General features: G+C 63.7%; 11 protein-coding genes and 1 pseudogene. 10 read left to right on the top strand and 2 right to left on the bottom strand.

Going from position 1 to position 13250, the window contains the following annotated elements; all coding sequences use genetic code 11:
* The first annotated feature begins 137 nt into the window (after positions 1–137).
* Both HT136_RS19005 and HT136_RS19000 read left to right on the top strand, forming a co-directional pair.
* Positions 138–1088 carry a fumarylacetoacetate hydrolase family protein gene (locus tag HT136_RS19005; protein ID WP_214201410.1) on the top strand — a complete coding sequence of 317 codons (951 nt, stop codon included), beginning with the start codon at positions 138–140 and terminating at the stop codon, positions 1086–1088.
* Between the two features lie 11 nt (positions 1089–1099).
* The gene (locus HT136_RS19000; RefSeq protein WP_214201409.1) at positions 1100–1615 is read left to right on the top strand and encodes a DUF4286 family protein; all 516 of its coding nucleotides are present in this window, start codon (positions 1100–1102) and stop codon (positions 1613–1615) included.
* A gap of 16 nt (positions 1616–1631) precedes the next feature.
* Here HT136_RS19000 and HT136_RS18995 read toward each other — a convergent pair whose 3' ends face one another.
* The gene (locus HT136_RS18995; RefSeq protein ID WP_214201408.1) at positions 1632–2318 is read right to left on the bottom strand and encodes a TetR/AcrR family transcriptional regulator; all 687 of its coding nucleotides are present in this window, start codon (positions 2316–2318) and stop codon (positions 1632–1634) included.
* Positions 2319–2428: 110 nt separating this feature from the next.
* Here HT136_RS18995 and HT136_RS18990 point away from each other — a divergent pair, with 110 nt between their 5' ends.
* Positions 2429–2974 carry a carboxymuconolactone decarboxylase family protein gene (locus tag HT136_RS18990; RefSeq protein WP_214201407.1) on the top strand — a complete coding sequence of 182 codons (546 nt, stop codon included), beginning with the start codon at positions 2429–2431 and terminating at the stop codon, positions 2972–2974.
* Positions 2975–3277: 303 nt separating this feature from the next.
* Here HT136_RS18990 and HT136_RS18985 read toward each other — a convergent pair whose 3' ends face one another.
* Positions 3278–3703: a c-type cytochrome gene (locus HT136_RS18985; RefSeq protein ID WP_214201406.1), complete on the bottom strand. Its 426-nt coding sequence runs from the start codon at positions 3701–3703 to the stop codon at positions 3278–3280.
* A gap of 158 nt (positions 3704–3861) precedes the next feature.
* Between HT136_RS18985 and HT136_RS18980 the strand changes: the two genes are divergently transcribed.
* The 7 genes and pseudogenes from HT136_RS18980 to HT136_RS18950 form a co-directional block, all read left to right on the top strand.
* Positions 3862–5349 carry an FAD-binding oxidoreductase gene (locus HT136_RS18980; protein WP_214201405.1) on the top strand — a complete coding sequence of 496 codons (1488 nt, stop codon included), beginning with the start codon at positions 3862–3864 and terminating at the stop codon, positions 5347–5349.
* A gap of 123 nt (positions 5350–5472) precedes the next feature.
* The gene (gene hisD / locus HT136_RS18975) at positions 5473–6804 is read left to right on the top strand and encodes a histidinol dehydrogenase (RefSeq protein WP_214201404.1); all 1332 of its coding nucleotides are present in this window, start codon (positions 5473–5475) and stop codon (positions 6802–6804) included.
* 162 nt (positions 6805–6966) lie between these two features.
* Complete coding sequence (locus tag HT136_RS18970; RefSeq protein ID WP_214201403.1) at positions 6967–7731, top strand: SDR family NAD(P)-dependent oxidoreductase; 765 nt, start codon at positions 6967–6969, stop codon at positions 7729–7731.
* A gap of 289 nt (positions 7732–8020) precedes the next feature.
* Positions 8021–10300, top strand: coding sequence for a TonB-dependent receptor (locus HT136_RS18965; protein WP_214201402.1), 2280 nt, complete (start codon positions 8021–8023; stop codon positions 10298–10300).
* An 85-nt stretch (positions 10301–10385) separates the two neighbouring features.
* Positions 10386–11036 carry an EthD domain-containing protein gene (locus HT136_RS18960; protein ID WP_214201401.1) on the top strand — a complete coding sequence of 217 codons (651 nt, stop codon included), beginning with the start codon at positions 10386–10388 and terminating at the stop codon, positions 11034–11036.
* 50 nt (positions 11037–11086) lie between these two features.
* Positions 11087–12811: a hypothetical protein gene (locus HT136_RS18955; RefSeq protein ID WP_214201400.1), complete on the top strand. Its 1725-nt coding sequence runs from the start codon at positions 11087–11089 to the stop codon at positions 12809–12811.
* A gap of 4 nt (positions 12812–12815) precedes the next feature.
* A pseudogene (locus tag HT136_RS18950) lies at positions 12816–13058 on the top strand (IS5/IS1182 family transposase); the annotation flags it as partial.
* Positions 13059–13250 lie beyond the last annotated feature (192 nt).

The raw sequence follows: 13250 nt of genomic DNA, 5'->3' as shown, positions 1-13250 counted from the left end.
CAATATTCCCTGATTGGGGAATAGTCAACGCCTTGCAGCCGCAAATTGCGCGAGCCGGGGCGGTGGCTTGACCGGTCCAAACTATTCCCTTATCGGGGAATAAATGGCCCGCAAAGTACGCCACTGGGAGAGTCTTCATGAAACTGTGCCTGTTCAAATCGTCCGGTGATGCGACTGCGCGTCTCGGTCTCATGGCCGCGGACGGCGTCATCGATGCCTCGAGCCTTGCCGCAGGCCCTGACGGGCAGGCTGTGATGTGTTCCGTGATCGACCGGTTCGACGCCTTGCGGCCCGAGCTCGAGGCGCTCATCGCGCAAGGCGGCGCATTGGATCATGCTGAGGTAACCCTGATGGCGCCGCTGCCTCGGCCGGGCAAGATCGTGAACTGCCTTGCGAACTACTGGGAGCACGCCCAGCGCGAGGCGCGGCCGCTCAACATGTTTCTCAAGAGCCCCGATGCGGTGATCGGCCCTGGCGAAACAGTGGTGCTGCCCAACTTCACCGAGCCTTACGCCTTCATGCACGAGGCGGAGCTTGCGCTTGTGTTCAAGGGGCCGGTCAAGGAGGTACGCGAGGAGAACTGGCGCGACGCCATTTTCGGCTACACGTGCTTCATGGACATCACGGCGCGCGAGAGCGGGCGGCGGACCTGGCGCAACAACAGCTGGATGGGCAAGAGCTTCGACACTTTCGCGCCGATGGGCCCCTGCATCGTGACGGCAGACGAGATCCCCGACCCGAACGAACTTTGGGTGCAGTTCTGGAACGATGGTCAGCTGCGGCATAACTACATGACCGACGATATGGAGCACCGCGTGCCCGAAATCGTGTGGTGGCTGACCCAGTTCATGACGATGAACACCGGCGACGTGGTCGCCTGCGGAACCAACCATGAAGGGCTCGGCTTCGTGCAGGATGGTGAGACGCTGCGCATGAAGATCCACGGGATCGGCGAATTCGAGGTCGGCGTGCGCGATCCCCTCGGGCGCGAGTGGGAGCGCGGTGTCTACATGGGCGAGGGGTCGACCAACCACGAGGCGGTCCGGCGCCATCGTCCAGACGCCACGCTGAACCCGACGAGCAATTGAGGGCGCAGGTCGTGCAGTTTCGACAGTGGGCCGGGGCGCCTGGCAAGGGACTTGGCGTAGACGGAACCGAGAGCGCCGTGCTGGTGGCGCTCGATCCGCAGGGCGAGGCCGGTCAGGTCGTCTTCGATGGGGAATTCCGGGACGGTGCGCAGGCTGGCACGGCACACTACGAAGGGCGACTGGTGCAGGATACGGGGAGCTTCGAGGGCGCGGCCGGCGTGATCATGTTGGTGGCTTTCGACGTGCCGGTCGAAATGCGCGAAGAAGTCGACCGCTGGTATGAGGAAGAGCACGTTCCGCTGCTGATGCGCGCGCCCGGCTGGCTGCGTGCGCGGCGCTACGAGGTCACCGCTATGGGGCCGGGCACGCGCCGCTTCACCAGCCTTGCCTTTCATCAGTTGGCGGACGTCTCCGTACTCGAATCCAGGGAACGCGCCTTCGCCCGTTCGACCGAATGGCGCGCGCGGCTGGAGCGGGGCGGGACCTGGTTCGGCCAGGCCGGGCGCTGGGTCTATGCCTGCCGGTGAAGCGGATGTCCCGGGTTCAGGGGCGCAGTCCCTGAATGATGAGGTCGAAGATGAAATTCTTGTAGTTTTCCCGGAAATCCGTGCTGATGCGCGTGGTGCGCCTGGGCAGGTTGAGCAGCGCATGCGCGGTCGTCTGGAATTCGGCGAGACCGATGATCGAGGTGAACAGCAGCGCGGGATCGATCCGGCGAAAGGCCCCCTGGGCCACGCCGTCCTCGATGATCGCAGCATAGCCTTCGATGCCGCCCGCGGTCATGCGCTCCATCAGGGCCTTGGCTTCCGGGTCGTCAGATTCAAGGATCTCCTCGACGATCAGGCGCTGGTAATAGGGGTATTCGGCGATCAGATCGACCAGCGCCCCGATGCGGACCTTGAGCCGGGCTTCGGGATCGGTGCCGGCGCGCTTGGTCAGCAACTGGACCTTGTGCGCGTAGCGCGCATTGAACAGTTTTGCAGCTTCGATCAGCAGCAGATGGACGTTCTTGAAGTAGTAGCGGATCAACGAGGGGTCGACGCCCGAGGCCCGCGCCACTTCGGCGCGGGTCATCTTGCGCGGCGGCATTTTCTTGAGAAGTTCGCAGGTCGCCTCGATCAACGCCTCGCGTCCCACCGTCGCCGAATCGACCGAAGGTCGGCCGATGGTGCGAGGCGCGTCCTCGCTGCGGATGCGTTCGATTGTGGATTTCGTCGGTGTTTTCGCCAAGGTCTGCTTCCTGCAGGAGATGCCGGGTGGATGCCGCGTCAACGGGTCTACCTTGCACTTAAGGTATCATAATCGGGATGAGAATGCCCACTAAAGGGAATTATGCATCGATGGAACGATATCCCCTTCTTGATCGCAAGGATTGGTCGGCCGAGCAGGAAATCGCGGCGCAGGCGCTGATCGCAACCCCACGTGGGGAAGTGCGCGGACCGTTCATCCCGCTGCTCTACAGTGCCTCGCTGCTTGATCACGTGCAGAAGCTGGGGGAGTACCTTCGCTACGATAGCCTGCTCGAACCCCGGCTGCGCGAGGTGGCGATCCTGGTGACCGCAGTCGCATGGTCGCAGGGCTACGAGTGGCAGGCCCATGCCCGTCACGCCTCGGCGGCCGGTGTCCTGCCTGAAACCGTCGACGCGATCGCGCAAGGGCGTGACCATCCCGGGACACCGCAGGACGAGCGGGAGATTATCGCCTTCTGCCGCGAATTGCATGCCGACCAGCATGTCGGTGATGCCCGGCACGAGGCAATCGTACGGCGTCACGGACGCGCAGGCGCCGTCGAACTGACCGGGATCTGCGGCTATTACACCTTGCTCGCGATGGTCCTCAACGTGGCCGAGATCGGCGATCCGGAGGCGATCGCCAACCTGCGCTGAACGTGCGGTGCGGGCACAGTGCGCGACGAAACCCGGCTTGCGGCGAGGCGTGGCTGTACGAGAAGGCCCGGGCATGGACTGGAGGATGAGAGGCCGCGAAGCCTGCTCGTCCTCACCCATGTCGCGCGAGATCCAGCCGCCATTATGGCGGATGCCGTCGTTCTGTCGCGCCTCGCCAGACTCTCGGTGAGAGTCTCGAGGCCACGATCCAACGGTACTCCAGACGGGCGCGGCCCATTGGGTTGCCCTGTGTCCGGCTGAGAGACCGGGAGTGGCGAAGCGTGCAGGGGGAGGCGGGGGGCGTCAGCCGGGACCGGACGCTTGCGCCGGCGCCAGGCGCAGGATCAGACGTTCGAAGTTGGCCGCGTCTTCCTTTGTGACCGTAGGCTGGGGTGGCATCGGCATCGTGCCCCAGCGACCGCTTATTCCCTTCTGGATATGCTCCACCAGCGCTGCACGGGCTTGCGCGTCCGCTCCTTCGTAAACAGCTGCGACATCGGCAAAGGCAGGGCCAAGGCGCTTGTAGTCGATCGCGTGGCAGTTGTCGCAGGCATGGTCCGCCATGAGGGTCTTCAACTGAGGTGAAGGTGGCTGGTACTTTACCTCGGTTCGTGTGATCTCGGGTGTCGAATCGACCTGCCCTCCCGCTCCGGCGGAAGGTTTTTGCGTGCACGCCACGCTTGCCAGAATGGCCCAGAGCCCGCAGCCGACCAGGATTCCTCGCGCCATAACCTCTTCCCCAATGTTCATTGCGTCCGGGCCGAAGATTGCCTCTTGCCAAGCCCGGTGTCTTCGATTTATTCCCTACTAAAGGAAATAAACGGATGCTGGCAAGAGCGATTGCGAAAAGGCAATGCGCTGGCAACCGGTGGGAAGAGGAAGCAGACTTGGCCATTCATGATCGCCGCGAAGCCGTCAAACTCCTTGCCGGAAGTGCCGTGGCCTTGTCCACCGGCATGGCTGGAGGGTGCCGTTCGTCCGCGTCGCCTGCGAACGCGGAGCAGAAAGCGGACTTTGCGAAAGCTCTCACCGGGAAGGCGGTGTGGAAGGGGGATGCGGATTACGAAATCGCGCGTGCAGCGGCCGCTTACAAAGTCAATTTGCCCGAGCGGTATCCGGCTCTGATCGTCCTGGCCGAATCGGAGCGCGACGTGGTGGGGGCGGTGCGCTTCGCCCGGGAACACGGCCACAAGGTCACGGTTCGATCGGGTGGGCACAGTTGGTCGTCCGCGCATATTCGTGATGATGTGGTCATGATCGACATGTCGCGCCTCCAGACCGTCGAGATCGATGCCGAAGCCCGGACCTTGTGGACCAATCCCGGTGTGCTCGGTTCGGAAATCAACATGCAACTCGAACCCCACGGGCTCCTGGTGCCGACCGCGCATCATCCGTCTCCGGGCATCGGCGGCTTCTGCATGAACGGCGGGTTCGGTTGGAACAGCCGGGTGTGGGGCAACGGCTGCCACCATGTGCTGGCGATTGACGTCGTCACGCCTGATGGGGATCTCATTCGCGCCGATGCCGATCAGAACAGCGACTACTGGTGGGCCGCGCGTGGCGGCGGCGCCGGGTTCTTCGGCGTGATCACGCGCATGCAGTTGCAGTGCCGCAAGGTGCCGCTCTTCATGAAGGTAAGCGCCTACGGTTTTGGCGCCGAGGCATACGAGGACCTCATTCGCTGGGCGCGCGGCAACGTGGAAAACACGCCGCGCAACATGGAAATGGTCATCACGTCGACCTCGCATGACCGCATTACGGGGGAACGCATTCCGGTGCGATTCACGCTCGCTGCGCTTGCGATGGGTGACGATGAAGCGCAGGTCGACGCCGCGCTCGACAGCTTGCGCACGATGCCGCGGATCGAAGAGGCGACGTTTGCCGTCGAAAAGAAGCCGACCACGCTCGAGGAGCGCTACGCATCGGGCTACGATGCCGATCCGGCCGGTTTTCGCTACGCTGCGGATAATATCTATACCGAGGCTTCGGCGGATGATCTGGTCGAGCGGCTACGACCGGTCTTCCTGGAGCAGCCCAGCCCGCGCACCCACACGTTCTGGTTGACCTGGGGGCCGACCCGTCCCTTGCCCGAGGATGCCGCCTTCTCGATGCAGGGCGATGTCTATGTCGCGACCTACACCTTGTGGGAGGATCCGGCTGAGGACGAACGGCTTTCGATCTGGCCTGCGCAGCAGATGCGCGCGCTGTCCGATATCGCAATCGGTGGGCAGATGAACGACGAGAACATGCTGCAACATCGTCAGAAGTACCTTTCCGAGGAGGCCTATGCCCGCTTCGAGAAGTTGCGCCTGAAACACGATCCCGAGGGAATTTTCGCCGGTTGGCTCGGTTCGCCTATGCCGGCCGCGGGGTAGCAGCCTGGAGGCGAATGCGGCGGGCATGCTTGCGGAACGACCTTGGTATATTCATAATTCCTTAATTAGAGAATTAAGTCTGTCAGATGACGGATGACACCCAGAGGATGGAGAAACAGAGATATGGCGCAGTGGCTGAAGCGTGGCGCGACGGCGCAGGCGAAGGCGGACGCGGATCGCAAGGTTCGGGATATCGTGGAGTCGGCGCTTGCGGACATCGAGGCGCGCGGGGACGCGGCGGTGCGCGAGATGTCGATCAACTTCGACAAATGGGACCGAGATGACTACCGGCTCTCGCAGTCCGAAATCGACGCCTGCGTCGACAGCCTGACCCCGCAGGAGCGCAAGGACATCGAGTTCGCGCAGGCGCAGGTGCGCAACTTCGCGCAAATCCAGCGCGCGAGCATGCAGGACGTCGAGGTCGAGACGCTTCCGGGTGTCGTGCTGGGGCACAAGAATATCCCGCTGGGTTCGGCCGGGTGCTACGTGCCGGGTGGCAAGTACCCGCTGCTGGCCGGCGCGCACATGTCGGTGATCACGGCCAAGGTGGCGGGCGTGAAGCGCGTCGTCACCTGCGCGCCGCCGTTCCAGGGGCAGCCCGCGCGCGCGATCGTTGCCGCGCAGGCGCTTGCCGGAGCCGACGCGATCTACGCGCTGGGCGGCATCCAGGCGGTGGGCGCCATGGCCATCGGCACCGCCTCGATCAAACCGGTCGACATTCTCGTGGGCCCGGGCAACGCCTTCGTCGCCGAAGCCAAGCGCCAGCTTTTCGGGCGCGTGGGCATCGACCTCTTCGCCGGCCCCACCGAGACGCTGGTGATCTGCGACGAGATCGGCTGCGATCCCGAGATCGCCGCGACCGACATCCTGGGCCAGGTCGAGCACGGGCCCGACAGTCCCGGCGTGCTGCTCACCAACTCGGAAAAGTTCGCCCGCGAGACGATGGCCGAGATCGAGCGCCTGCTGCAGATCCTGCCCACCGCCGACCACGCGCGCAAGGCGTGGGAAACCTTCGGCGAGGTGATCGTGGCCGACAGCTACGAGGAGATGGTCTCGATCGCCGACGAGATTGCCTCGGAACATGTCCAGGTGATGACCGCCGATCCCACCTACTTCCTCGACAACATGACCAACTACGGCGCGCTGTTCCTGGGCAGCCGCACCAACGTGGCCTACGGCGACAAGGTGATCGGCACCAACCACACGCTGCCCACCAAGAAGGCGGCGCGCTACACCGGCGGTCTGTGGGTCGGTAAGTTCCTCAAGACCTGCACCTACCAGCGGGTGGAGACCGACGAGGCTTCGGCGCTGATCGGCGAGTACTGCTCGCGGCTGTGTGCGCTGGAGGGCTTTGCGGGCCATGGCGAGCAGGCCAATATCCGGGTGCGCCGTTTCGGCAAGCGCAACGTGCCCTACGCCGGACAGGCCGAGCCGACGAGTGAGACCGCGGCCTGAACAGGCCGCGCCATCCCGCCTGACAGGCCTTGCGATGCCGGCTGATTGCCACGGGCATAAGCCGCCGGATCTTCCCGTGGACGAACTGTCCTAATCCACCATCGGGCCGTTCGGCCACGGGAAGCCTTTCGCATCGTCCGAACCAGATACGAGGATTTTCGCATGACCCTGCCAAGCACCCCGAGTTTTCGTCTCGACGGGACACGTGCGCTGGTGACAGGAGCCGGGCGCGGCATCGGGCTTGCCGCAGCCGCCGCGCTGGCGCAAGCGGGCGCGCATGTCACGCTGGTTGCGCGCACCTCGTCCGAGATCGAGGCGGGGGCTGCCAAGATCGTCGCGGCGGGCCACAGCGCGGATGCGGCCACGCTCGATGTGTCCGACCTTTGCGCTGTCGAAGCATTCTTTGCCGCGCGCGACGCCTTCCACGTCCTGCTTAACAACGCCGGGACCAACCGGCCCAAGCCGATGTGGGAGGCGAGCGAGGCCGATTACGACGCGGTCATGGACCTCAACGTCAAGTCCGCGTTCTTCGTGGCGCAGGCCTGCGTCAAGCGGATGCTGGAGACGCAAACGCCAGGCTCGCTGATCCACATGAGCTCGCAGATGGGCCATGTGGGCGGGCCCAACCGCGCGCTCTACTGCGCCAGCAAGTGGGCGCTGGAGGGCATGAACAAGGCCTTCGCGCTCGACCTCGCGCGCCATCGGATCCGCTCGAACACGATCGCGCCCACCTTCATCGAGACGCCGCTGACCAAACCCTTCTTCGAGGACCCGGATTTCAAGGCCAGCGTGCTCGAGAAGATCAAGATTGGACGCATCGGAACGCCCGAGGACCTCATGGGCGCCGTCCTCTTTCTCGCCTCCGACGCCTCCGCAATGATGACCGGCACAAGCCTCGTCGTCGATGGCGGTTGGACCGCGGAATGATCGATCGCGACAAAATCCGGCGCGCGGGTCATGTATTCCTTGAATGGGGAAATTATTTTGCTATGAGCCGTCTTATACGAATGTGGCAGGTCAACTGCTGAACTACGTGGGAAAGGAACTGCGCGAACCGTTGTTTGCGCCGAAGGGGCGTTTGTCCGCCCGGGGACTGGAATTCGATTTTTCGATAACAACGTATCGAGACAAGCGACTATTCAACGTCTCGTACTGCTATTAATTCCTCGCTTAGAGAAAAAATGATGCCTCAGGCATCGTGACAGGGAGAAGATGTATGAACCGCAAGGCAGTACTTCTGGGCTTTTCGTCGCTGGCGGCCATGGTGCCGGCCGTGGCGTCGGCGCAGAGCGCACCCGAGGACGCGCAGCAAGGCGATTCCCGGCGTGCGATGAATGAGATCATCGTCACCGCGCAGAAAACCGCAACCACACTGCAGGACACCCCGGTCTCGATCGTCGCCATGAGCGGAGACAGCCTGAACGAACAGGGCAAGTCCGAGCTTCGCGACGTGCTCGACCAGGTGGCTGGCGTCAATTTTTCGTCGGCCGCCTATGGCACGACGAACATCAACATGCGCGGCGTTGAAGGCATTACCGCAGCGCAAGGCAAGACCGATCCTGCCGTCGCCGTCTACTTTGACGGCTCGGTCCAGCCCGCCTTGTTGGGTGACCCCGGAACCGGCGCGTTCTACGATATCCAGCGCGTCGAAGTGCTGCGTGGACCGCAAGGGACGCTCTACGGCCGCGGCGCGGCGGCGGGCGTGCTCAATGTCGTGACCAACAATCCCGAGCCGGTGCTGGGGGGCGGGGCCACGCTCGAAGCCGGCAACTACAGCCTGGTGCGCGGCTCGGCCTTCGTCAACGTGCCCATGACCGATACGCTCGCCGTGCGCGTGGCGGGCCAGCGTCTCTATCGCGAAGGCTTTTACACCTCGGGCGGCAACGCGGCGGACGTGCTTTCGGTGCGTGGCAAGCTGCAGTACGATTCCGGCGCGGGTCTGCGCATCCTGGTCGGTGGCCAGTTCACCAATGTCGCAGGGCCGCTGTCGATCGGGGGCAGCGGCACCGGGGTCAAGGCCTGGGCGCTCGGCGATGCGCCTGACAACCCCTACGACGATCTTACCAAGGACGGGGGCGTCACGGGACAGGTTCCGGGTTCGACCCAGGACGATGATTTCTACAAGGTCTGGGGTGAAATCGAAGCCGACCTGGGCTTCGGCACGCTGACCGTCATTCCCGCCTACAACAAGGTTTCGCGCGACCGCGTCCTTGCCAAGTACTCCAGCGCCCTGGGCGCGTACAACTACGCCTACTACGACAATACGATCTACGGCGATTCCAAGTCGTTCGAAGCGCGCCTGGCGTCCAACGGCGGCGGCATGATCGACTGGCTGGCAGGCTTCTACTACGATACCGCGGACAGCGACTACTTGCTGGGTGAATTCAGCCGCACGATCAGTCAGGGGCAAAGCTCGATCGCCGGTTTCGCCAGTGTCACCGGGCACATCACCGACGCCTTCTCGCTGACCGGCGGCCTGCGCTACACCGAGGACAAGAAGGACTTCGTGACCACCCGCCTTGCCAGCGGTGCCGTGACCGAGGGCGAGGACAAGTGGACGCATGTCGACTGGCGCATCCAGGCGCAGTACGACATCTCGCCCGACAACATGGTCTATGCCTCGGTGGCCACGGGCTACCGTCCAGGTGGTATCGATACCGCGGGTAGCGAATATCTGACCGACCTCGATGGCAACACCTTCCCGAACCCCTCGCTGTTCTCGAAGGCGGAATATCTCACCAACTTCGAGATCGGCACGAAGAACCAGATCGGCAACACGCTTACGCTGAACCTGTCGGCCTATTTCACGACCTTCAAGAATCGCCAGTACAACTACTTCACGACAACGGCTGATCCCGATGCGCCGTGTCCGAACGGGGCAGCCCCGCAGCTCTTCGGCGACGACGTGGTGTGCAGCCAGCTGACCAACGCGAAGAAGGTCGAAATCTACGGCCTCGAGGGCGAACTGGCGTGGCAGCCGACCGACTACGACCACTTGCAGCTTTCGTTCGCCTACCTGTCCTCGAAGGGGGCCGCCGACGAGGAAGTCGCCCTGTCCATTCCTCCGGGATCCACCGTCCCCGATGGCGCGGACGTCGAGGGATCGAACATCGTCTACCAGACGAATGGGAAGACCTTGCCGCAGGCGCCGAAGCTTCAGGTAAACGCCAGCTACAAGCACGGCTTCCAGGTGTTCGGCGGCGTCCTGTCGCTGGGCGGTGGCGTGCGCTATTCGACAAAGTACTACATGAACGGGTTCAATTACCTCAGCGATGCGGTGAACTCCGACGGCGTGCGGGTCGGCGATCTCTACATCCAGCCCAGCTACACCCAGTTCGACCTCAACGCCGACTTCAAGCCTGACGACGGCCCATGGTGGATTTCGGCGTACATGCGCAATGTGTCCAAGGAAATCGTCAAGTCGAACACCGACGGGAGCAACACGCAAGTCGAGCCCCCGCGCACCTATGGCGTGACGTTTGGCTTCAAGTTCTAGGGGCACGGCAGCGCGAATGGCTGGCGAAAGGGCTCCGGGTCCTTTCGCCACCCGGCTCGAACCCGATGGAAGCAGGAAGACCCCCGTGTATCGCTCCTTCGCCTTCCACCAGGCCCGCGCGGACCTCGGCCACGCGGGCTATCTGGCCTACTGGCGTACCCGTCATGCCCCGATGGCGCGGCGTGTCCACGGGCTCGGCGGATATGCCATCAACGAGATCGTCGAGCCCTTCGCTCTTGCCCCGTACTTGGCGGCAAAGCGTGCGGCATGGCCGGCGCTCGACGGGATCGCGGTGCTGCGCGTGTCGGCGCGCGACGGGCTCGAGACGATGGCCCGGGATCAACCTGCAGTGCGCGCATGGTATGCCGATGGCCCCAATTTCATCGGTCATCGCACGGCGCGAACAGGGCGTGAGATCATCTTCCAGCCGCCCGCAGAACGCCGCGCCGCGCGTCCGCCACTAAAGGGAATGATCTTTTGCGATCTCGTGCGTGATGAGGTGGCGCAATCCCTGGCCATGCGGACGGGGCTTGCCGGAGAGGGCCTCGTCGTGACGGCCATTGAAGGTGGTGCGGGACCCTCGAGCCTGGATTTGCCCGATTTTTCGCACGTCGTGGAAATCTGGGGCTCCTCGCTGCGCGCGGTATGCCAGCGTTTGGCAGGATTTGCCGCCGCGATCGCACCAGCGGGTCGGACCGACGCGGCGATGTGTCTTCGCGAAACGGTGATCGCGTGATCCGCTCGCGGCCGGAACATTTTCGATTTCTATACCTGAGGTGGATTGTGATGAACTGCAAACCTTGTCTCGCGACGGCCCTGATCCTGGCACTTGCCGCGCCCGTGGCTCAGGCCGAAGTTGCACCGGCGCACATTACCGGGACCGCGCATTTCACCGATCTCACGATCGGAGCCGCGGCCTTGCCCCAGCCGCCCGAAGGCAAGCAGCTTACCCTGAGCGTCGACGGTGTCGAACTCCCGCTGCAGCCCGGGCGCTACGCGGGCGACGTCGCGCTGAGCGTCACCGACGACATCCCGGTCCAGTACCTCGATCTGCCCGTCCATCACTTTCGCAGCGCGCTCTATGTCGAGAACGGCGCGCCGGTCTGGTCGAAGTCGATCAAGGCCGTGCTCGGGCGGGGGACGGCCGAGGCTGGCAAGGCGAGCAAGCTCGACATCCGCTCGCATGGTCCGAACTTCAACGGCGTGATCGTGGCGGGCGAGGGGGCCTATGTGCTCGATCGGCCGGTAATCGACATGGTCGGCAATGGCGGCAACGACTTTGCCGGCTATGGCGCCGCGATCATGGCGACCGACAAGGCCGAACTCACGTTGGAGCGCCCCATCATTCGGACGCGCGGAGCGATACGCACGGCGCTGTTCGTGGGGGGAGAGGCCACCGTTCGCGTCAACAACGCGGAGATCGAGACCTACGACGGAACCCTGCCCGAAGGCTACCGTTTCACGGTGGACCTTGGCCGGATGATGGAAGTGCCCTGGATGTTGGGGGTGAGCGGGAATGTCCGTGCCAGCAACCTGGTCGGCAACGGGACCTTGATAATCACCAATTCGCACATTCGCTCGCAAGGCTGGGGCGGGCTTTCGACCGACATTCCGCGCAAGGTGCGCATGGTCGTGAAGGATAGCCTGATCGAGCTGATCGAGGCTGGCTATGGCACCTACTCGATCGGCGATTCGCACAACGTCTTCGAGCATTCGATCATTCGCTCGCCTGAAGTTGGCGGGATCATCGGTGCGCAGGGAATGCTCACGTTCACCGATGGCACGCGGGTCGACGCCGGGACCTACGGCGTGATGATGCATTCCGGGCTGGGCGGAGGTTCGCTGGTCATCGCGGATGGTAGCGAACTGCATGCGGGGCGTGCGGCGATCGAGGTGAAGGGCGTTGGGACGACCATCAAGGTCGAGGATGCGCGCGTCTCCAGCCGCGAGGGCATTATCCTGCAAGCTATGGAAAACGACGATCCGGTGATGGCGGCGCTGATGCGCGGCGAGTTGCCCGAGGGGATGACGACGTTCCCGCCGGGGCTCGGGCCGGATGCCGCGGCCGAAAAGGAGAAGGGGCCGAGACCTTCGCCCAATGTCAGCGCCTCTTTCCGCGGGACCCGGCTTGCCGGTGACATCTGGAATGCCCGCTTCGCGCACGGTGGCATGATTCTGGATTTCGAGGACGCGACCATCGCCGGGCGCATCTCTACGTCTCGTGCCAGCCCCGTTTCGGGCGTTGCTCCGGATGCGAAGACCTACCGCGAGGTCGGTCATGTCGCGAATGTCGCGGTGCCGGCCGGTGGCAAGCCCGATGCCCTGGTCCTGCATCTTGGCAAGGGTTCGCAATGGACCGTGACCGGCACGAGCTATCTCACCGAGCTGTCCCTCGACCCGCAAGCGAAGATTTCGGCGGCAAAGGGGCGGCTCGTGATGCGCATCGACGGCAAGCCCAAGGCGATCACGCCGGGGGTCTATCGCGGCGAAATAGTCCTCGATCTGGACTGAGCCGGGCATTGCGGCTCGCAATGAAATCGTTCGTTCAAGCCGGCGCTTCGGCAAGGCGATCTGGAAGCGATGGAGCGGCTATCGCCGGCGCAGCCTGGTCGAAACCAAAATGCATGGCTTCAAGCTGCTGGGCGAACGCATCATGGAACGATACTTCCATCGCCAGGTCGCCGAAATGCAAATCCGCGCTGCCATCCTAAACCGCTTCACCGCGCTTGGAAGGCCTCACACGCAGCGGGGCTCGTAACCCAATGCCCCCAAAGGCCGACTGCTGCCCTGTGACTGATTTGCGCGACAAAGCCGACTTGAACCGGCTTTGTTGCGCAAATGCCCAAGGGATTCCGTTCGTGAATCCAGTGGGTTAATGATAGGCGATGAGCAAACCGCCCCGCGCACGCTACCGCACGACGAACTGGAAGTCCTACAACGCAGCGCTGGC

Origin of the sequence: Novosphingobium profundi, from assembly GCF_018491765.1 — a bacterium.
Lineage (GTDB): Bacteria > Pseudomonadota > Alphaproteobacteria > Sphingomonadales > Sphingomonadaceae > Novosphingobium > Novosphingobium profundi.
This window is presented reverse-complemented; position numbering and strand designations above follow the sequence as displayed.